A 20,454-nucleotide genomic window follows, 5' to 3' on the forward strand; every position below is an offset into this window, starting at 1 on the left:
GGATAGCTATGAGCAAACGTAGGATATTATTGATCCCCAGGCATCAGGGATAAAAGATACTGGGCTGGTTTATTCAGAAATTTTAGGCTGGATAGATTTAGGGCATGCGCGTGGGGGTGATATAACGGATTGCCTTGGGCAAATGGAAAGGGGCGAGGCCAGCGGGCAGCCTTACTATCTGGTTGAGTATCAGCAAACAATGACGTACCAGCCATTTAGCACCGGCCGCTGTTCACGCTGGAATATCAAACGAGGGCGAACGCTTACTGAAAGGCACAGCATTACGCTGGCGATGATGATGGACACGGCGATTGCGTTCGAAAACTGGCAGTCGATGCCGTTTTTTAGCTGGTACACCGACAGCGGCTTCAGCGCTGAGGATTTGGTTTCAGATCTGTTGGGCTTTTATAAAGTTGTGCGGCCGCAAAATTACTGGCCCTGGCTGAAAATAGTCAGCAAAGAGGCGGCGCTCAGGCGCTGGGACTACTATGGCGCGCTGGGCAGTTTTAAAAACAAAGGATTTAACCCGCTGCTGTTCCCGGATCCCGCTGATACACGTATTCCTCATATTCCTTATAAAGGCAGGCTGCCGAATTTTATGATGTCGATTAGGCCGTTTACCCAGTTTGATTCTGATATCGTTCGTCGTATCGACGCCGGAGCGCAGGTCACCGTTGGATGGGACGTTAAGAAAAAATGAAATGGCTTAAGTGGGCGCTGATGCTACTGCTGGCGGTGCTGGTAATTAACGTTGTCGACTTTTTTTACATCAATACCAGCCTGATAAATAAGGCAGAGCGGAATCCCGGCTTCAAACAGAGCGAGCGGAGGCTTTATCACCTTTTCGTCGATGAAGATATCAAAAATGCGCCGCGTATAACTGATGATTATTACTTTCGCTTTCGCCGGATGGATGGCCCTTCTCCTGAAATTAGCGGTATTGTCTTTAATGGCACAACGGAAACGGCGGCATTAGAAAAGTATCTGACGGCTTTGGGGTATCAGCATGTCTCTGACGATGAGATTGGTCAACGCTGGGAAAAGGATGGCCGTACTGCCCCCAACATTTATATATGGCGCGATACAGAGAGCAGTATCATCTTTCTGACCAAATATTCTCTATAGAACAAAGCCCCGCTGGGGCTTTGCCTCTTAAACCGTCCCAGGCTCAAACCCGGCAAGCGCTTAACTCAACGTGATCTTTTCGCCCGCCTGCGCGCTACAGGCTTCCGACAGCAGTTGCCAGAATTCAGCGCCGCTGCGGTTGCAAATCCAGCTACCGCTTTGATAATCGAAATGGTAACCGCCACCTTTGGTCGCCAGCCACACCTGGTGCAGCGGCTCCTGACGATTGATAATAATTTTGCTGCCGTTCTCAAACGTAAGCGTCATAATTCCGGCATGGAGTTCATAATCGATATCGCTGTCGCCCTCCCAGGCGTCGAGCTGCTCTTCCAGCGTTAACATTAGATCGTCAGCTAACTGGTGAAATTCACTGTCTTGCATCATTGCTTCCTTTAAGTTTTGGTCGAGTATAGCGCGCCGGGAGCCGTTGCAACATCGTCTGATAAGAGAGAGATGCAGCACATCACGTCACCTTTTCCTGTTGCTTTTCCAAAGTCAGCTGCGATGATAAGCAACCATGAATATGCATCAATCATAAGCAGGAATACCATGAAGAAAACCATTTGTCGGCTGGCAATGGCGCTGGCGTTAACCAGCCTGGCTGGCTGCGGACTGAAAGGGCCGCTCTATTTTCCGCCGCAGGATAAGCCGAAACAGAGTTCACCACAGCCATCGGCCGGACAGTCCACTTCTTCTTCAACGGCGACCCAGCCGGATGGCCAACAGGACACTAACCTGACCAGCCCGGATGCGGATATGCAAGCGACGCAGTAATCATGATGGCCCAGCCGGCGGAGCAGAAAATGCAGTTCTCGAAAATGCACGGTCTTGGTAATGACTTTATGGTCGTTGATGCCGTCACGCAAAATGTCTATTTCTCGCCGGAGCTGATCCGCCGCCTTGCGGATCGTCATCTGGGCGTGGGCTTCGATCAGTTGCTGATCGTTGAGCCGCCGTACGATCCCGATCTTGATTTTCACTACCGGATTTTTAACGCCGACGGCAGCGAAGTGGCGCAGTGTGGCAACGGCGCGCGCTGTTTTGCCCGTTTTGTCCGTCTGAAAGGGCTGACGAATAAAAGCGATATCCGGGTCAGTACCCAAACGGGACGTATGGTGCTGAGCGTCACCAGTGACGAGCTGGTGCGCGTAAATATGGGCGAACCTAATTTTGAGCCGCAGCAGGTACCGTTTCGCGCCAACAAAGCGGAAAACCTGTACCTGCTGCGCGTCGCTGAGCAGACGCTGATGTTTGGCGTGGTTTCTATGGGCAATCCGCATTGCGTTATCCAGGTTGCCAGCGTCAAAACGGCGGCGGTGGAGACGTTGGGACCGATACTGGAAAGCCATGAGCGTTTCCCGGAGCGGGTAAATGTCGGCTTTATGGAAGTGGTTAGCCCGGAACATATCCGTCTGCGCGTTTACGAGCGCGGCGCGGGAGAGACGCAGGCCTGCGGCAGCGGAGCCTGTGCAGCAGTTGCCAGCGGCATACAGCAGGGATTACTGGCGGAAAAAGTGCGTGTCGATCTGCCCGGCGGCACGCTGCACATCGCCTGGAAAGGGCCGGGGAATCCGCTCTACATGACCGGACCGGCCACGCATGTTTACGATGGGTTTATTCATTTATGAAAAATGTCGAAGAGACAGCCTCAGAGCTGATGCTAAACGACGAAGCGGTAGGTGACTACCTGCGGCAAAATCCGGACTTTTTTATTCGCAATGCGCGCCAGGTAGAACAAATGGCGGTGCCGCATCCGGTGCGCGGCACCGTATCGCTGGTGGAATGGCATATGGCGCGGCAGCGTAACCATATTCAACAGCTGGAAGAAGAGATTACTCAGCTGATGGAGCAGGCATCTGCGAATCACCAGTTATTTGATCGCCTGCTTAGCCTGCAAAGCCACCTGGCCTCCGCGCCTTCGTTACAGGATATGCTAAACCGCCTGCAACGCTGGGCGCGTGATTTAGGCCTGGCCGGGGCGGATGTACGGCTATTCAGCGACCGCTGGCAGTTGGGCGCGCCGTCGAGCTTTACGCAACTGGCGCTATCGCGTCAGGCGTTTGAACCCGTGCGTATTCAGCTGCTGGGTAAAGAGCAGCACTATCTGGGCAGCCTGAACGGGCCGGAGCTGTTGCTGTTGTTGCCGCAGGCGCGCTCGGTGGGTTCAGTGGCGATGTCGCTGTTTGGCGAGCGTGGCGACCTGGGCGTATTGATCTTCAGCAGTCGCGATATGCATCATTATCAGCCCGGACAGGGCACGCTGCTGCTGCATTATCTGGCGCTGATGCTGCCGGAACTGTTGAACCGCTGGATAGCGCGCACATGAATACGATCGTGCCGCTGCAGGCCGCCGTGGACGGTTTCTTGCGCTATGTTCAGGTAGAGCGCCAGCTCAGCCCGTTAACGCATGAAAACTATGCGCGCCAGCTTACGGTGCTGACGGAACAGGTCAGTGAAATGAACATCACTGACTGGACGCAACTGGAACCGATGCATGTGCGGTCGCTGGCGGCAAAAGGGCGTCGTGCCGGTTTACAGCCGGCGAGCCTGGCGCTGCGGCTTTCCGCTCTGCGCAGTTTTTTAGACTGGCTGGTCAGCCAGGGCGTGCTGAAGGCCAATCCGGCCAAAGGTATTGCCACGCCGCGCGCGCCGCGACATCTGCCGAAGAATATTGATGTCGATGAAGTTAATCAGCTATTGAGCATTGACCAAAACGATCCGCTGGCGGTGCGCGACCGCGCCATGATGGAAGTGATGTATGGCGCAGGGCTGCGTCTTTCCGAGCTGGTTGGCATCGATCTGCGCCATCTCGATCTGGAAGCGGGTGAAGTCTGGGTTACCGGCAAAGGCAGCAAAGAGCGCCGTTTGCCTATTGGGCGCACAGCGGTTGAATGGATTGAAAAGTGGCTAACGCTGCGTGCAGGCTTCGCGCCCAACGGCGATGCGCTGTTCATCTCAAAAGAAGGCAAGCGTATTTCGGTGCGCAATGTGCAGAAACGCTTCGCCGAATGGGGCGTTAAGCAAGGCGTCAGCAGCCACGTTCATCCTCACAAGCTGCGCCACTCTTTTGCCACGCATATGCTGGAATCCAGCGGTGATTTACGCGCGGTACAGGAGCTACTGGGTCATGCCAGCCTCTCGACAACGCAAATCTACACCCATCTCGACTTTCAGCACCTGGCGTCAGTGTATGATGAAGCGCATCCACGCGCCAAACGAGGAAAATCCTGATGCATTTTTACCGTCGGCTGCAGCCGATCAAAGCGATTACCTTCGATCTGGATGACACGCTGTATGACAACCATCCGGTGATCCTGAAAACCACGCGGGAATCGCACCGCTTTTTGCAGTCATGGCATCCCGATCTGCATGATTTTTCGGTGGAAGCCTATCAGCAGCTGCGCAATCAACTGCTGGCGCAGGAACCTGATATCTGTCATGACGTCACGGAATGGCGGCGGCGCACCGTGGAACTGGCGATGCTGAATATCGGCCTGACGCCTGCCGAGGCGCAGGAAGGTGCGGATAAGGTCATGGAAGTGTTCGCCCACTGGCGTAGCCAGGTTGATGTCCCACCGGAAACGCACGTGGCGCTGGCGGCGCTGGCGGAGCGGGTTCCGCTGGTGGCGATAACCAACGGCAACGCCGAACCCCATCTGTTCGGGCTTGACCGCTATTTTCAGTTTGTGCTGCGTGCCGGCCCGCACGGGCGCGCGAAACCGTATCAGGATATGTATCATCTGGCGGCGCAGCGATTAAAACTCGCGCCGGAAAATATCCTGCACGTGGGTGACGATCTCACTACCGATGTGGCTGGCGCGGTGCGCTACGGTATGCAGGCCTGCTGGATCAATCTGCGTGAGGGCAACCTGATGCAGATTGACGATGCGCGACTATTGCCGCATGTAGAAATTACGCAGTTGGCATCGCTGACGGCGCTGATATAATCTTCTGTACAAATATCCAGTGACTTTGCTGGAGCGATTCTCCTGACTGACGGTGCTTATGGACGTTTCTGACCTGCTAAACAGCCTGAATGATAAACAGCGCGAAGCCGTGGCGGCTCCACGCAATAACCTGCTGGTGCTGGCAGGCGCGGGCAGCGGCAAGACACGCGTGCTGGTGCATCGTATCGCCTGGCTGCTAACGGTAGAGAACTGCTCGCCCTACTCAATTATGGCGGTTACCTTTACCAACAAAGCCGCCGCAGAGATGCGCCATCGTATTGAGCAGCTTATCGGCACCAGTCAGGGCGGCATGTGGATCGGGACGTTCCACGGTCTGGCGCATCGTTTGTTGCGCGCGCATCACCTTGATGCCCGACTGCCGCAGGACTTCCAAATCCTCGACAGCGAAGATCAGCTGCGCCTGCTGAAGCGGCTGATTAAGGCAATGAATCTGGATGAAAAACAGTGGCCGCCGCGTCAGGCGATGTGGTACATCAACGGCAAAAAAGATGAGGGTTTGCGTCCTCAGAATATTGAAAGCTACGGCAATCCGGTGGAGCAAACCTGGCTGCGCATTTATCAGGCCTATCAGGAATCGTGCGATCGTGCCGGGCTGGTTGATTTTGCCGAGCTGCTGCTGCGCGCCCATGAGCTGTGGCTGAATAAGCCGCACATTCTTAACCACTATCGTGAACGCTTCACCAACATCATGGTGGATGAGTTTCAGGATACCAACAATATCCAGTACGCCTGGATTAGAATGCTGGCTGGCGACAGCAGCCGGGTGATGATCGTTGGTGATGACGACCAGTCCATTTATGGCTGGCGCGGCGCGCAGGTGGAAAACATTCAGCGTTTCCTGAACGATTTTCGCGGCGCAGAAACCATTCGTCTGGAGCAAAACTATCGCTCCACCAACAATATCCTGAAGGCTGCCAACGCCCTGATTGCCAACAACAATGGCCGACTGGGAAAAGAGCTCTGGACCGACGGCAGCGACGGTGAGCCGATCTCACTCTATTGCGCTTTCAACGAGCTGGATGAAGCGCGCTTTGTGGTGAACCGTATCAAAGTGTGGCAGGAGAACGGCGGCGCGCTCAGCGACTGTGCGATTCTTTATCGCAGCAACGCCCAGTCACGTGTGCTGGAAGAGGCGCTGCTACAGGCCAGTATGCCGTATCGTATTTACGGCGGCATGCGCTTCTTTGAACGTCAGGAGATCAAAGATGCACTCGCCTACCTGCGCCTGATCGCCAACCGTAACGATGATGCCGCCTTTGAACGTGTGGTAAATACGCCGACGCGCGGCATTGGCGATCGCACGCTGGACGTGGTGCGCCAGGCGTCGCGTGACCGTCAGCTAACGTTATGGCAGGCGAGCCGCGAGTTGCTGCAGGAAAAGGCGCTGGCCGGACGTGCCGCTTCGGCGCTACAGCGCTTTACCGAACTGGTGGATTCGCTGGCGCAGGAAACGGCGGAGCTGCCTCTGCATATTCAAACTGACCGGGTGATCAAAGATTCCGGCCTGTGGCTGATGTATGAGCAGGAAAAAGGCGAGAAGGGCCAGGCGCGTATCGAAAACTTAGAAGAGCTGGTGAACGCCACGCGTCAGTACAGCTATCAGGACGAAGATCAAGATTTGATGCCGTTGCAGGCGTTTCTGTCGCACGCGGCGCTGGAAGCGGGTGAAGGCCAGGCTGATAAATGGCAGGACGCGGCCCAGCTGATGACCATGCATGCTGCCAAGGGGCTGGAGTTCAGCCAGGTCTTTATTGTCGGCATGGAAGAGGGGATGTTCCCCAGCCAGATGGCGCTCGACGAGGGCGGCAGGCTGGAAGAGGAGCGCCGTCTCGCCTACGTTGGCGTTACCCGCGCAATGAAAAAGCTGACGTTAACCTATGCGGAAACGCGTCGGCTCTACGGGAAAGAAGTTTATCATCGCCCGTCGCGCTTTATCGGTGAACTGCCGGAAGAGTGTGTGGATGAGGTACGCCTGCGCGCCAGCATTAGCCGTCCGGTTAACCATCAGCGGATGGGCACGCCGGTGGCGCAGAACGACAGCGGCTTTACGCTGGGGCAGCGCGTGCGCCACGCCAAGTTTGGCGAAGGCACCATCATCAACCTTGAAGGCAGCGGCGATCACAGCCGTCTGCAGGTCGCGTTTCAGGGGCAGGGCATTAAATGGCTGGTGGCCGCCTATGCGCGGCTTGAAGCGGTATAGCATTTGCCGCCGCGCTAAGCTGGCGCAGCCTGCTCTTGTCTGGTCGCATGCGCGTCAGACGACAATTTTCTCGCGTTACTGAAAAGTCCGGGCGCTGCCGCTGGCGGCGTCCTGCTTCGCTTGACGCCTTTTTCGTCTCAGCGTAACATGCGCGCACCATCACCCTAAGAGGACTTTCGCCTTGGACACTCCCAGTCGATGCTGGCTCACCTACCTTATTAACAGGTACAACCCCTAAGGCCATCCTCTTATGCTGATAGCCTTTGTGGTTGTCAGCGACCGCATTTCCCGTCGCACGAGTTAGCGTTTACCACCGACTGAAACTCAGGTTTCTGTGTTCTGGCGTATTGTCCCGTTTGAATGACCCATTGGGAGTACTGCTATGCTGAGCGCTTTTAAACTGGATCACAGCCGCCTTACACGCCTGGAACTGGAAGATACGCCGGAAGATCTGGTTTCTTCGGTTTGGGTCGATTTGATCGAGCCCGAAGAAGCAGAACGCGAGCGCGTACAAAATGAACTGGGTCAAAGCCTGGCGACCCGTCCCGAACTGGAAGATATCGAAGCCTCCGCGCGCTTCTTTGAAGACGAAGATGGCCTGCATATTCACTCCTTCTTTTTCTATGAAGATGCCAAAGATCACGCAGGCAACGCCACCGTCGCCTTCACCATTCGCGAAGGGCGTCTCTATACGCTGCGCGAGCGCGAGCTGCCGGCGTTTCGTCTCTATCGTATGCGCGCCCGCAGTCAGACGCTGATTGACGGCAACGCCTATGAACTGTTGCTGGATCTGTTTGAAACCAAAATTGAACAGCTGGCAGATGAGATTGAAAACATCTACAGCGATCTGGAAAAGCTGAGCCGGGTGATTATGGAAGGGCAGCAGGGCGACGAGTTTGATCAGGCGCTCTCTACGCTGGCGGAGCTGGAAGATATTGGCTGGAAAGTTCGCCTGTGCCTGATGGATACCCAGCGTGCGCTGAATTTCCTGGTGCGTAAGGCGCGCTTGCCTAATAACCAGCTGGAGCAGGCACGGGAAATCCTGCGCGATATCGAATCACTGCTGCCGCACAATGAATCCCTGTTCCAGAAGGTTAACTTTCTGATGCAGGCGGCAATGGGCTTTATCAACATCGAGCAGAACCGCATTATCAAAATCTTCTCGGTGGTATCGGTGGTGTTCCTGCCGCCGACGCTGGTGGCCTCAAGTTACGGCATGAACTTTGAGTTTATGCCGGAGCTGAAATGGAGTTTTGGTTATCCTGCCGCTATCGGCCTGATGATCCTCGCCGGACTGGCGCCCTATCTCTACTTCAAACGTAAAAACTGGCTTTAACGCTGCCGGGCCGGAGATCTTCTCCGGCCTGTTGTTGCTGGTATTCCCGACGGGTTGGACGTAACCTTACGTTTTTCAAGCCTCTGTGATCGTTCCTTTCTATGGAAAAGCTCTCGCGCAATCAGCAGTGGTTAACGCTTATCGGCGTTTCCCTGCTGCTGGGTTTTATACTGCAATATTTTCATGTACCGGCCGCGCTGCTGCTGGGCCCGATGATCGTCGGCGTAGTCATGGGGCTGCTGGGCGCGACGCTGCGTATTGATAAGCGGCTGTTTATTCTCTGTCAGGCGGTGCTGGGCTGCATGATCGCGCAAAGCCTGTCGCCCTCGGTTATCGAGCCGCTGATTGCCGACTGGCCGATTGTGCTGACGGTTCTGCTGCTGACGCTGGCAGCCAGCGGGCTGTCTGGCTTCTTGCTGGTGCGCTACAGTGATTTGCCCGGGCCAACCGGCGCGTGGGGTTCTTCGCCAGGCGGGGCATCAGCGATGGTGGCGATGGCTGCGGATTATGGCGCTGATGCGCGGCTGGTGGCGTTTATGCAGTATCTGCGCGTGCTGTTTGTCGCCACCGCCGCAGCGATGGTGGCGCGTATCGGTTTGGGTGATGATGCGCAGCATGCCGCGCCGCAGCTCTGGTTTCCGCCGCTGGATATGCGTTTTGTTATTACGCTGGGCATTGTGCTGCTGGGGGCGTTTCTGGGGCAGCGTTTTCGCATCCCTTCCGGCGCGCTGCTGCTGCCTGCGCTGGCGGGCGCGGCCCTGCAAAGCAGCGGGACAGTAGAGCTACAGGTGCCGGAGTGGTTGCTGGCGACCGCCTACGCATTGATCGGTTGGTCGGTTGGGCTACGCTTTACGCGCCCGATATTTCGTCTGGCGCTGCGCACGTTACCGCAGATGCTTGCCTCTATTATCGGGCTAATGCTGTTGTGTGGCGCGATGGCCTGGATGCTGACGAAGCTGCTGGATATCGATCTGCTGACTGCTTATCTGGCAACCAGCCCTGGCGGGCTGGATACCGTGGCGATTATCGCGGCAGGGAGCCGCGTTGACATCGCTTTTGTTATGGCGCTACAAACCCTTCGGCTGTTTACCATTTTGCTTACCGGCCCGGCGCTGGCGCATTTTATATCACGCTTTGCGCGTTCCTGACCGGCGCAGGGTATAGAGCGCATCAATAATAAACAGCGCCAGCGCCAGCCAGATAAAGCCAAAGGTGACCGCTTTATCTGGCGTCATGATTTCGCCATAAAACAGCACCGCCAGCAGGAACATCAGCGTAGGGCCGAGATATTGAAAAAAGCCCAGCGTCGACAGACGCAGATGCGTGGCGGCGGCGGTGAACAGCATCAGCGGAATGGTGGTAACGACCCCGGCGGCGATCAGCAGCAGGTTGAGCGAGGCGCTATTGTTACCGAGATGGCTGGTGGCACTGTCGGCAATGCCAAACAGATAAATCGACGCCAGCGGAAACAGCCATAATGTTTCAATCAACATCCCGCTCTGGGCATCTACCGCAATTTTCTTACGCACCAGCCCATACAGGGAAAAGCTCAATGCCAGCCCCAGCGCGATAATTGGCAGCGAACCAAACTTCCACAGCTGCACCAGTACGCCGCAGGTCGCCAATGCCACCGCAACCCACTGCATGCGCCGAAAACGTTCGCCCAGAAACACCATGCCGATGACCACGTTCAGCAGAGGATTAATAAAATATCCCAGGCTGGCCTCCAGCATATGGTGATTATTTACCGCCCAGATAAACAGCAGCCAGTTGCCGCCGACCAGCGTGGCGGAGACCGCCAGCAAAAGCACCTTTTTAGGCTGCTGAATGACCGAGGTTACGCGCCGCCAGCTGCGGGTCAGTGAGATAAGCCCCAGCATAAACAGCGCCGACCAGATAACGCGATGCGTCATGATCTCGCCGGGAGCAACGTCCTGAAGTAGTTTGAAATAGGCGGGCGCTATGCCCCAGATAAAATAAGCGCACAGCGCACAGAGAATACCCTGGCGCGTTTGTTGTGTATCCATCACCTTGTTCTCGGGGTAAAGGCGCAAGTGTAAAGGAAAAGCGGGCGCAGCGGTGAAAATTAGCCGACCAGATAGGTTGCGGTAGCGCTGGCGATATGAACGCCCGCATCGTTATGCAGCTCGACACGCGCCACGGAAATTTTATTGCCGGCGCGCAGTAAGCTACTGGCGGCAATAAAATGCTCCCCGCGTCCGGGCCGCAAGTAATCTACGCGCAGATCAATGGTTCCCATGCGCGCCAGACGCTGGCGTAATTCCTGTTCGGTAATCTTCTCATGTCGCGTCAGCGAGGCAGTGACGCACACCAGGCCCGCCGCCACATCCAGCACTGAGGCAATAACGCCGCCATGCAAAATTTGTTGGGCTGCATTGCCCACCAGCATCGTTTTACTGGCAAAACGCAGTTCGGCGTAATCGGCATCAAGGCGTTTTAGCTCCAGGCCGAGCGCCTGATTAAAAGGCATATGATAAACAAATATCTCGCCAATAAGCTGACGTGCCGCTGTTGAAGTTAACTGAGTCTCTGACATAAAAGGATTTTCCTGAAGCCCATGCGGAATGTGCGATCATGTTAACAAATTGTGTATTCTATGCTGCCGGGAAAGTGCTTTCCACTTTCAGAAAACAGCGCTGAATTCATCCGGGAATTGTGTGTAGAATGGCCTGCTTTTTTTACATAATGGCCCTTTGAATGGCACACAGCGCTTCACCGGAGAATACTATGCGGATGCTAAGAGGATTAGTTGCGGCGGCCTTATTACTGCCCGTATTGGCGCAGGCTAAAGAAGCCACCGTCAAGGAAATACATGATGCCCCAGCGGTACGCGGCAGCATTATCGCTAACCTGCTGGAAAAACATGATAATCCCTTTGTGCTGTATCCCTATGAACGCAACTATCTGCTCTATACCTGGACCAGTGACCTTAACAGGGAAGCCATTGAGTCCTATGATTGGGCTGACAACGCGAAAAAGGATGAGGTACAATTCCAGCTCAGCCTGGCGTTTCCTTTATGGCGCGGTATTCTGGGCGATAATTCGGTGCTGGCCGCTTCTTATACCCAACGTTCATGGTGGCAGCTCTCTAACCGTGGCGAGTCATCGCCTTTCCGTGAAACCAATTACGAACCACAAATTTTTCTCGGTTGGGCAACGGATTACTCGTTTGCCGGCTGGACGCTGCGCGATGTGGAGTTTGGCTTTAGTCATCAGTCCAATGGGCGCTCCGATCCCACATCCCGCAGCTGGAACCGCGTCTATGCGCGCCTGATGGCGCAAAACGGCAACTTCCTGGCGGAAATTAAGCCCTGGTATCGCCTGTCGGAAGGCTCCAGCAGCGATGATAACCCTGACATCACTAAATACATGGGTTACTATCGCGCCAAATTGGGCTACCAGATGGGCGACAGCATTTTCAGCATTCAGGGCACCTATAACTGGAATACCGGTTACGGCGGCGCGGAACTGGGCTGGAGCTATCCAATTAGCGAGCATGTGCGTTTTTATACCCAGGTATTCAGTGGCTACGGCGAATCGTTAATCGATTATAATCACCGCCAGACTCGCGTCGGCGTTGGCGTAACCTTAAACGATCTGTTCTGATCCAGGCCCGCCCGGCGGGTCTGTCACTTAGCTATTCTCTCTTCGGGCGGCATGCCGCCCGTCAAGTCATCATTAAGCAGTGCAATACGGGGAAGACGTGTCTACGGCGGCAGTAATCAATCACGAAGCGCTGGCTGAACAGGTATTACGCGATACCTTCGGCTATCAGCAGTTTCGCCCCGGGCAGCAAACCATCATTCAGGCGTCGCTGAGCGGCCGGGATTGTCTGGTGGTGATGCCCACCGGCGGCGGAAAATCGCTCTGTTATCAAATTCCGGCCTTGCTGCGCGACGGCCTGACGCTGGTCGTTTCTCCGCTTATCTCGCTGATGAAAGATCAGGTCGATCAGTTGCTGGCGAATGGCGTGGCGGCAGCATGCCTGAACTCATCGCAAACGCGGGAAGAGCAGCAGGCGGTGATGGCAGGATGCCGTAGCGGCGAGGTGCGATTGCTGTATATCGCGCCGGAACGCCTGATGATGGATAACTTTCTCGACAGCCTGACGCGCTGGAATCCGGCGATGCTGGCGGTAGACGAAGCGCACTGTATTTCCCAGTGGGGCCACGATTTCCGTCCTGAATATGGTGCGCTGGGTCAGCTGCGTCAGCGTTTTCCAGCGCTGCCGGTGATGGCCTTAACGGCCACCGCCGACGAAACCACCCGTAACGATATTGTCCGGTTGCTACAGCTTGAGGATCCACTGATCCAGGTCAGCAGCTTCGACCGGCCCAATATTCGCTATATGCTGGTAGAAAAATTCAAGCCTACCGAGCAGCTGTTGCGTTACGTACAGGATCAGCGTGGCAAAAGCGGCATCATTTACTGCAACAGCCGGGCCAAAGTAGAAGACACTGCCGCCCGCCTGCAAAGTCGCGGTCTGAGCGTTGGCGCCTATCATGCCGGAATGGACAACGCGCATCGAGCCCAGGTGCAGGAGGCTTTTCAGCGCGACGATTTACAAATCGTGGTGGCGACTGTCGCGTTCGGCATGGGCATCAACAAGCCCAACGTCCGCTTTGTGGTGCATTTTGATATTCCACGTAATATCGAATCTTACTATCAGGAAACCGGCCGCGCCGGACGTGATGGCCTGCCGGCCGAGGCGATGCTGCTCTACGATCCAGCGGATATGGCTTGGCTACGTCGCTGTCTGGAAGAGAAGGCGCCCGGCCCGCTGCAGGATATTGAACGCCATAAGCTCAATGCGATGGGCGCTTTCGCCGAAGCGCAAACCTGTCGCCGTCTGGTGCTGCTGAACTATTTTGGCGAAGGTCGCCAGCAACCATGCGGCAACTGCGATATTTGTCTCGATCCGCCACGACGCTATGATGGCCTGGTTGAGGCGCAAAAGGCGCTCTCCACGATTTACCGCGTTGGTCAGCGTTTCGGCATGGGCTACGTGGTGGAAGTACTGCGCGGTGCCAGCAACCAGCGCATTCGCGATCAGGGGCACGATAAGCTGCCGGTATATGGCATCGGTCGCGAGCAAAGCCACGAGCACTGGGTCAGCGTACTGCGCCAGCTGATTCATCTGGGGCTGGTGGCACAGAACATCACGCTACATTCAGCGCTACAGCTTACCGAGGCGGCGAGGCCGATTTTACGGGGTGAAACGCCGCTGATGCTGGCCGTGCCGCGTCTGGTCACCGTTAAGCCGAAATATAACAACCAGAAAAGCTACGGCGGCAACTACGATCGCAAGCTGTTTGCAAAATTGCGCAAGCTGCGTAAAGCGATTGCCGACGAAGAAAATATTCCGCCTTATGTGGTGTTTAACGATGCGACGCTGATTGAGATGGCGGAACAGATGCCAATTACCGCCTCGGAAATGCTCAGCGTCAACGGCGTCGGACATCGTAAGCTGGAGCGTTTTGGTAAACCTTTCCTGGTAATGATCCGCGAACATGTGGATGGTGAAGAGTAAAACCCGCCCTAAAAATCGTGCGTGCAGCAATTACTGCAGATAACAGATGAACAGAATAGCCTTTGGCGTAATAATCACAGGCACCCCGGGATAGCCAGACGGCTGTCCCGTTTCATTTATCGGCAAGGAAACTGTTATGCTCGCGCTTTTTCTTACCGTCGCTGCAGTGCATTTGGTTGCACTGATGAGCCCCGGACCAGACTTCTTTTTTGTTTCGCAAACTGCTGCCAGTCGCTCCCGTAAAGAGGCGATGATGGGCGTGCTGGGCATCACGCTGGGTATTGTTATCTGGGCTGGCGTCGCGCTGATGGGATTACATCTGATCCTGCAAAAAATGGCGTGGCTGCATGAAGTGATTATGGTATGTGGCGGGATCTATCTGACCTGGCTGGGCTGGCAACTGATGCGTTCGGCGCGTCGGCAGCATCGTCAACCTGCTGCAGAAAATGCGGAAGTGCAGGTAGAGCTGGCAAAAAAAGGGCACAGTTTTCTCAAAGGCTTCCTGACCAATCTTTCTAACCCTAAAGCGGTTATCTATTTCGGCAGCGTTTTTTCACTGTTTGTTGGCGATGATGTCTCCGCAGGCGAGCGCTGGGGACTGTTCGTGCTGATTATCAGCGAAACGTTCGCCTGGTTTACGCTGGTGGCGGCGGTCTTCGCGCTCCCCTGGATGCGTCGCCAGTATCAGCGTATGGCGAAATGGATCGATGGTATGGCAGGGGTATTGTTCGCCGGGTTCGGCATCCATCTGATCCTCTCACGCTAGGTGTGGCCTGGCTTACTGGCCATTTGCCGTCCGGGCAGTACTCGCTTCCTCACGTAGGGTACACTCGGATCGCTGTGTGCTGGCCGTGTGCTAACAGGTACGGCCTGGTTTACTTGCCATTTGCCGTCCGGGCAGTACTCGCTTCCTCACGTATTATTATAGGCTCGGATCGCTGTGTGCTGGCCGTCCAGCAACTGGCTGCGACACCAACGGCCTCTAATCGCAGAGAAGCGGCAGGCACTAAAGTCAGAGAAGCGGCTGGCACCGAAGCCAGGGAAGCGGGGGCAGGCAGCGGAGTAAAGCCTCCGCGTCATGGATGACGCGGCGGAGCCTCCAGGGATGGATTCACGGCGTCTTTACGTAGCTGCCTGCCCCCGCTGAGCGAAACCTGAGCGTCTAATTCTCTGCCGCTGAGCGGAGCCTGAGCATCTGATTCTCTGCCGCTCCAGCTCTTTCTAAGCCATACGTCGTGCGGAAGCCAACAGCGCTCCTACGGCGACAAACAGCCCGCCAAACACCCGATTTAACAGCTTCATCTGATGCGGCCCTTTAATCCAGACGCCAATACGCCGCGCCAGCGTGGCATAACCGATCATCACCACCACATCCACCACAATAGTTGTCACGCCTAAAACCAAATACTGCGCCGCCTGCGGTTGATGCGGAATAATAAACTGCGGAAACAGCGCCGCGAGAAAAACAATACTCTTGGGATTCGTCAGATTCACTAACACTGCACGCTGAAACAGACGGCGGCGCGGCATCGCCTCAGCAACCGCATCCAAATCGATCGCTCCTGCGGCCCGCCACTGCTGAATGCCCAGCCAAACCAAATAAGCGGCACCCGCCCATTTCAAAACCTCAAATGCCAACAGCGAGCGGGAAAACAGCGCGCCCAGCCCCATCCCCACTAACACGATATGCATGCCCAGCCCAACCTGCAAACCGGCAATAGATGCCGCCGCGCCGCGATAGCCGTGACTAATGCTGGTACTCATGGTATTTATCGCCCCCGAACCGGGCGACAGGCTAAGAATGACCGTGGTTAACAGATAAGTCATCCACCATTCAATAGTCATGGTAACGCTCCCTGATTGCGCAGAATTGTGCCACAATACGCCATTGCCAGCGGCTGCGCTACGGCGGCGGCATGCCGAAAGCTGTAAGGGAGTCGAGCTATGACCAGTCATAAAAAACACTGGCCAACACGCGAGCAGGCGTTTGCTGCTTTTGCCACCGGGCCGCTGCTTGATTTCTGGCGTCAGCGGCAGGAGTGCGAATTTACTGGCGTAGAAAACGTACCGATTCGCTATGTGCGTTTCACATCGCCGCAACACGATAAAGTCATACTGATCGTGCCGGGACGCATTGAAAGCTACGTCAAATATCCAGAGCTGGCTTACGATCTCTGGCATTGCGGCTATGATGTCATCATCGTCGATCATCGTGGACAAGGTCGCTCCGGGCGGCTGCTAAAAGATGCGCATCGTGGCCATGTTGTGCACTTTGATCACTATGTCGATGATTTAGAAACGCTCTACCTGAAAGAATTGATCGCCGGACACTATCAACATCGCTATGCGCTGGCGCATTCGATGGGTGGTGCCATCCTGACGCTATTGCTCGCGCGGAATCCCGCCGCATTTAACGCTGCGGTACTGGCTTCACCGATGTTCGGCATCTATTTACCCATGCCCGCCTGGATGGCGCATCGAATCCTTGAATGGGCGGAAAAACGTCCGGCGATGCGCGATGGGTATGCTTTGGGAACCGGCAAATGGCGGGTGCGCCCGTTCAGCCTGAATCTGTTAACGCACAGCCGTGAACGTTACAGGCGCAGCCTGCGTTTCTATGCAGATGACCCCGCGATTCGGGTTGGCGGACCAACCTACCATTGGGTGCGCGAAGGCATACAGGCTGGACAAAACATCCTGAACAAGGCGGCGACCATCAGCACACCGCTGCTGCTGCTGCAGGCCGGCGATGATAAAGTCGTGGATAATCGCTCACAAGACCTTTTCTGTGCGGCAATGCAGGCCGCTGGCCATCCCTGCGAGGGCGGCAAACCCTATGTTATTGAAGGCGCGCGTCATGAGATCCTGTTTGAAAAAGACAATATGCGCGCCGAAGCTTTACATGCCATCGTCGATTTCTTCGCACGGCATGAATAAATTGCACTACTCAGAACCTTATCACTCTCTTCGAAACCAGAGGTTTTCATGTACCACGTAGTTGCTTCCGATCTGGATGGCACCCTGCTTTCTCCCGATCATCGTTTAACGCCATATACCAAAGAAACGCTCCGCTTGCTCACTGCGCGTGGCGTACACTTTGTTTTCGCCACCGGTCGTCATCATGTCGATGTGTCACAAATGCGTGATAACCTGGAAATCGAAGCGTATATGATCACCTCCAATGGCGCGCGCGTGCACAACACCGCTGGCGAGCTGATTTTCAGCCATAATCTCGATGAAGATATCGCTCGCGAACTCTATGCGATCAAATATGACGATGCCGACATCCTGACCAACGTCTACCGCAACGATGAGTGGTTTCTTAACCGTCATCGCCCGGAAGAAGAGCGCTACTTCCGTGAATCGGTCTTTACCTACCAGGTTTATGAGCCAGGCGTGCTGCCCACTGACGGCATCAGCAAAGTCTTTTTTATCTGCGATGATGCTGAAAAACTGGTACCGCTGGAAGAGGCGATTTTGGCACGCTGGGGCGATCGGGTTAACGTCAGCTTCTCTTTCCCAACCTGCCTGGAAGTGATGGCGGGCGGCGTTTCAAAAGGCCATGCGCTGGAAGAAGTCTCAAAACTACTGGGTTACTCGCTGGCATCCTCTATCGCCTTCGGCGACGGCATGAATGATAAAGAGATGCTGATCATGGCCGGAAAAGGCTACATCATGCGCAACGCGCATCAGCGTCTGAAAGATCTTTTGCCGGAAATGGAAGTGATTGGCTCTAATGCGGAAGATGCAGTGCCGCGTAAACTGCGCGAGCTGTTTCTGGGCTGATTGAAAAAATTAACAATAGTGCAGCCAGGGTGCTTCATCAACGCCCTGGCTTTTTTATTAACGTCCTAAAAAGCGTACGGCCTTATCCGGAAAATCGGTAAACACCCCGTCAACCTGCGCTTTGTTATACAGCGCATCAAACAGCTGATTAACATCCGTTGCGTAAGGCGGCAGCCGATCGGCACGTACCGTATAAGGATGAATGTGCAAATCACTGGCGTGCGCCTCCTGCGCTAAAGAGGTCAGACGAATATCCCCTGGCTTTGAATCGGCGCTGAACAGTTGATGATAATCGGGGCCAATGCCATCAACATACTTCGCCAGCTCCTGCATCGCGCCCGGCTTAAACATCCAGTCGTAGCTGTAATTGACCCATTTCCCCTGTTTTAACTCTTCTGTTTCATGCGAGTCCGTTTCGGTAATCAGCTGAACCAGCCGGAGATCCATGCCCAGCTTCGGTTCCAGCTGATTTTTAATGCGCTTTAACTCATTAAAATCGAAACACTGTAGCCAGACATTATCCTGCTTAGTGCGGTAGCCATACTGCTTCAATACCTGCAAAACGCGGGTGGCGATATCCTTGCCTTCCTGATGATGAAACCACGGGGCTTTGATCTCGGTGTAGATACCGATATTTTTGCCGGTCGAGTGGTTCAGTCCCTGAATAAATTCGATTTCCTCTTCAAAAGTATGAATATGGAAAGTGGATTTTCCGCCCGGGAAACGGCCCGGCCAGGTTTGCACCTTTTTGCCATCTTTAAACGTAAAACCTTCGGTAAAGCGCAGGCTGCGGATCTCCGCCAGCGTAAAATCAATGGCATAGTAGCGGCCATCCTTGCGCGCGCGCTGAGGGAAACGATCCGCGACATCGGTAACGCGATCGAGATAGTGATCGTGCAGCACCACCAGACGATCGTCTTTGGTCATGACAAGATCCTGCTCCAGAAAATCCGCGCCCTGCGCATAGGCCATTGCCTTGGCGGGCAGCGTATGTTCCGGAAGATAGCCGCTGGCACCACGATGGGCGATCACCAGCTTGTCATCAACTTGCGCACTCGTGCCGCAGGCGATCGTAAGTAACAGCGCCGCCAGTAGCGGATTTATCTTCATTGTCTCTCCTCCTGCCGCAGTTGTTGTTTGTGTTTGTTTTCACTCAACATGGTGAGCAGCAGCAGAATGACCGCCAGCACGCAACCGCCGATCATAATCAGAAAACCGCCGTCCCAGCCAAAGTAGTCAACGGTATAGCCAACAATAGCGCTGGCCGCGACTGAGCCGCCGAGATAACCAAACAGGCCAGTAAAGCCTGCGGCGGTTCCTGCGGCTTTCTTGGGTGCCAGCTCCAGCGCGTGCAGCCCGATTAACATCACCGGACCATAAATCAGAAAGCCAATAACGATCATACAGACCATATCAATACCGGGATTACCGACCGGATTAAGCCAGTAAATCACCGTGGCAATGGTCACCAGCGTCATAAAGAATACGCCGGTTGCGCCACGGTTGCCTTTAAATACCTTATCTGACATCCAGCCGCACAGCAGCGTGCCGGGAATCCCCGCATATTCATACAGGAAGTAGGTCCATGACGATTTATCCAGGGTGAAATGCTTTACCTCTTTCAGATAGGTCGGCGACCAGTCGAGAATGCCGTAGCGCAGCAGATAAACAAAAACGTTCGCCAGCGCGATGTACCACAGCAGTTTATTGGGCAGGATGTACTGCATAAATATCTGTTTGGCGGTTAATTCCTGTTCGTGCTGTTCGTTATAGTCAGGCGGATAATCGTTTTTGTACTCTTCAATCGGCGGCAGCCCGCATGACTGCGGCGTGTCGCGCATCAGAGCAAATGCGATCAGCGCCACGATAATGGCAGCAAAGGCTGGCATATAGAGCGCTGCTTTCCAGTCGTTAAACCATGCCATACCCAGCAGGAACAGAAGGGGAGGAAGACCACCGCCAACGTTATGCGCACAGTTCCAGACGGAAACAATGCCGCCGCGCTCTTTTTGCGACCACCAATGCACCATTGTACGTCCGCACGGCGGCCAGCCCATTCCCTGGAACCAGCCGCAGAGAAACAGCAGCCCAAACATCACCAGAATGCTGGAGGTCGCCCAGGGAACGAATCCCATGAACAGCATCACCAGCGAAGCTAAAATCAGCCCAGCGGGCAGGAAAAAGCGTGGATTAGAGCGATCGGAAACCGAGCCCATAATAAATTTTGAAAAGCCATAGGCGATCGAAATACCGGACAGCGCAAAGCCGAGATCGCCGCGTGAAAACCCCTGTTCCACCAGATAAGGCATCGCCAGCGCAAAGTTTTTGCGAACCAGATAGTAAGCGGCATAACCAAAAAAGATGCCGATAAAAATCTGCCAGCGCAAACGACGATAAAGCGGATCGGTACGATCCGTAGCAACACGTGATTGATGAGGTGCTGGCTTAAAAATGCTAAGCATAAACGGTCTCCAGAGACGCAAAATGG

The 20,454-nt window shown here is 55.0% G+C and carries 21 protein-coding genes and 1 pseudogene; 16 read left to right on the top strand and 6 right to left on the bottom strand.

All coding sequences use genetic code 11. The features are described from left to right. Positions 1-8 precede the first annotated feature (8 nt). Both ACQE3Z_RS19755 and ACQE3Z_RS19760 read left to right on the top strand, forming a co-directional pair. Positions 9-700: pseudogene (locus ACQE3Z_RS19755) on the top strand (hypothetical protein). Continuing rightward, positions 697-1,125 carry a hypothetical protein gene (locus ACQE3Z_RS19760; protein WP_426975093.1) on the top strand — a complete coding sequence of 143 codons (429 nt, stop codon included), beginning with the start codon at positions 697-699 and terminating at the stop codon, positions 1,123-1,125. The pseudogene ACQE3Z_RS19755 and the gene ACQE3Z_RS19760 overlap by 4 nt, the downstream one beginning before the upstream one ends. A 60-nt stretch (positions 1,126-1,185) precedes the next feature. Here ACQE3Z_RS19760 and cyaY read toward each other — a convergent pair whose 3' ends face one another. Continuing rightward, a complete protein-coding gene (gene cyaY / locus ACQE3Z_RS19765; protein WP_426975094.1) occupies positions 1,186-1,506 on the bottom strand; it encodes an iron donor protein CyaY in 321 nt (106 codons plus the stop codon). Positions 1,507-1,674: 168 nt separating this feature from the next. On the opposite strand from cyaY, the gene lptM reads away from it, so the two are divergent. From lptM to ACQE3Z_RS19810, 9 genes are all read left to right on the top strand, one after another. Continuing rightward, a complete protein-coding gene (gene lptM, locus ACQE3Z_RS19770; protein WP_250651134.1) occupies positions 1,675-1,899 on the top strand; it encodes an LPS translocon maturation chaperone LptM in 225 nt (74 codons plus the stop codon). A gap of 29 nt (positions 1,900-1,928) precedes the next feature. Next, complete coding sequence (dapF, locus tag ACQE3Z_RS19775; RefSeq protein ID WP_250652782.1) at positions 1,929-2,753, top strand: diaminopimelate epimerase; 825 nt, start codon at positions 1,929-1,931, stop codon at positions 2,751-2,753. Next, positions 2,750-3,451, top strand: coding sequence for a DUF484 domain-containing protein (locus tag ACQE3Z_RS19780; protein WP_426975095.1), 702 nt, complete (start codon positions 2,750-2,752; stop codon positions 3,449-3,451). The genes dapF and ACQE3Z_RS19780 overlap by 4 nt, the downstream gene beginning before the upstream one ends. Beyond that, positions 3,448-4,356 (top strand): tyrosine recombinase XerC, encoded by a 909-nt coding sequence (gene xerC / locus ACQE3Z_RS19785; protein WP_426975096.1) that lies wholly within the window; start codon positions 3,448-3,450, stop codon positions 4,354-4,356. Before ACQE3Z_RS19780 ends, xerC begins: the two co-directional genes overlap by 4 nt. Further along, a complete protein-coding gene (yigB, locus tag ACQE3Z_RS19790) occupies positions 4,356-5,072 on the top strand; it encodes a 5-amino-6-(5-phospho-D-ribitylamino)uracil phosphatase YigB (protein WP_426975097.1) in 717 nt (238 codons plus the stop codon). Before xerC ends, yigB begins: the two co-directional genes overlap by 1 nt. Positions 5,073-5,130: 58 nt before the next feature. Continuing rightward, entirely contained in the window at positions 5,131-7,293 is a 2,163-nt protein-coding gene (gene uvrD / locus ACQE3Z_RS19795) for a DNA helicase II (protein ID WP_426975098.1), read from the top strand. Positions 7,294-7,474: 181 nt separating this feature from the next. Next, on the top strand, positions 7,475-7,531 hold the full coding sequence (gene ysgD, locus ACQE3Z_RS19800; protein ID WP_418304150.1) for a YsgD/CorL family protein: 57 nt from the start codon (positions 7,475-7,477) through the stop codon (positions 7,529-7,531). A 144-nt stretch (positions 7,532-7,675) separates the two neighbouring features. Further along, entirely contained in the window at positions 7,676-8,629 is a 954-nt protein-coding gene (corA, locus tag ACQE3Z_RS19805) for a magnesium/cobalt transporter CorA (protein WP_085069473.1), read from the top strand. A 101-nt stretch (positions 8,630-8,730) separates the two neighbouring features. Continuing rightward, on the top strand, positions 8,731-9,777 hold the full coding sequence (locus tag ACQE3Z_RS19810) for an AbrB family transcriptional regulator (RefSeq protein ID WP_426975099.1): 1,047 nt from the start codon (positions 8,731-8,733) through the stop codon (positions 9,775-9,777). On the opposite strand, the gene rarD is transcribed toward ACQE3Z_RS19810, so the two are convergent. Next, the gene (gene rarD / locus ACQE3Z_RS19815; protein ID WP_426975100.1) at positions 9,757-10,656 is read right to left on the bottom strand and encodes an EamA family transporter RarD; all 900 of its coding nucleotides are present in this window, start codon (positions 10,654-10,656) and stop codon (positions 9,757-9,759) included. The genes ACQE3Z_RS19810 and rarD overlap by 21 nt on opposite strands. A gap of 59 nt (positions 10,657-10,715) precedes the next feature. Continuing rightward, the gene (locus tag ACQE3Z_RS19820; RefSeq protein WP_426975101.1) at positions 10,716-11,186 is read right to left on the bottom strand and encodes a thioesterase family protein; all 471 of its coding nucleotides are present in this window, start codon (positions 11,184-11,186) and stop codon (positions 10,716-10,718) included. A gap of 191 nt (positions 11,187-11,377) precedes the next feature. On the opposite strand from ACQE3Z_RS19820, the gene pldA reads away from it, so the two are divergent. From pldA to rhtC, 3 genes are all read left to right on the top strand, one after another. Continuing rightward, positions 11,378-12,256, top strand: a complete 879-nt coding sequence (gene pldA, locus ACQE3Z_RS19825) for a phospholipase A (protein WP_426975102.1) — start codon at positions 11,378-11,380, stop codon at positions 12,254-12,256. 97 nt (positions 12,257-12,353) lie between these two features. Further along, entirely contained in the window at positions 12,354-14,180 is a 1,827-nt protein-coding gene (gene recQ / locus ACQE3Z_RS19830; protein WP_426975103.1) for an ATP-dependent DNA helicase RecQ, read from the top strand. Between the two features lie 136 nt (positions 14,181-14,316). Beyond that, a complete protein-coding gene (gene rhtC, locus ACQE3Z_RS19835) occupies positions 14,317-14,946 on the top strand; it encodes a threonine export protein RhtC (RefSeq protein WP_426975104.1) in 630 nt (209 codons plus the stop codon). 455 nt (positions 14,947-15,401) lie between these two features. Here rhtC and rhtB read toward each other — a convergent pair whose 3' ends face one another. Then, entirely contained in the window at positions 15,402-16,025 is a 624-nt protein-coding gene (gene rhtB / locus ACQE3Z_RS19840; protein ID WP_426975105.1) for a homoserine/homoserine lactone efflux protein, read from the bottom strand. Positions 16,026-16,124: 99 nt separating this feature from the next. Here rhtB and pldB point away from each other — a divergent pair, with 99 nt between their 5' ends. Together pldB and yigL are read left to right on the top strand one after the other, a co-directional pair. Then, positions 16,125-17,117, top strand: coding sequence for a lysophospholipase L2 (pldB, locus tag ACQE3Z_RS19845; RefSeq protein WP_426975106.1), 993 nt, complete (start codon positions 16,125-16,127; stop codon positions 17,115-17,117). 48 nt (positions 17,118-17,165) lie between these two features. After that, positions 17,166-17,966 (top strand): sugar/pyridoxal phosphate phosphatase YigL, encoded by an 801-nt coding sequence (gene yigL, locus ACQE3Z_RS19850; protein WP_426975107.1) that lies wholly within the window; start codon positions 17,166-17,168, stop codon positions 17,964-17,966. A 57-nt stretch (positions 17,967-18,023) separates the two neighbouring features. On the opposite strand, the gene glpQ is transcribed toward yigL, so the two are convergent. Both glpQ and glpT read right to left on the bottom strand, forming a co-directional pair. Beyond that, a complete protein-coding gene (gene glpQ / locus ACQE3Z_RS19855) occupies positions 18,024-19,076 on the bottom strand; it encodes a glycerophosphodiester phosphodiesterase (RefSeq protein WP_426975108.1) in 1,053 nt (350 codons plus the stop codon). After that, entirely contained in the window at positions 19,073-20,428 is a 1,356-nt protein-coding gene (glpT, locus tag ACQE3Z_RS19860) for a glycerol-3-phosphate transporter (protein WP_426975109.1), read from the bottom strand. Before glpT ends, glpQ begins: the two co-directional genes overlap by 4 nt. Between the last annotated feature and the right edge of the window lie 26 nt (positions 20,429-20,454).

Source organism: Pantoea sp. FN0307 (assembly GCF_050113815.1).
Taxonomy (GTDB): Bacteria; Pseudomonadota; Gammaproteobacteria; order Enterobacterales; family Enterobacteriaceae; genus Mixta; species Mixta alhagi.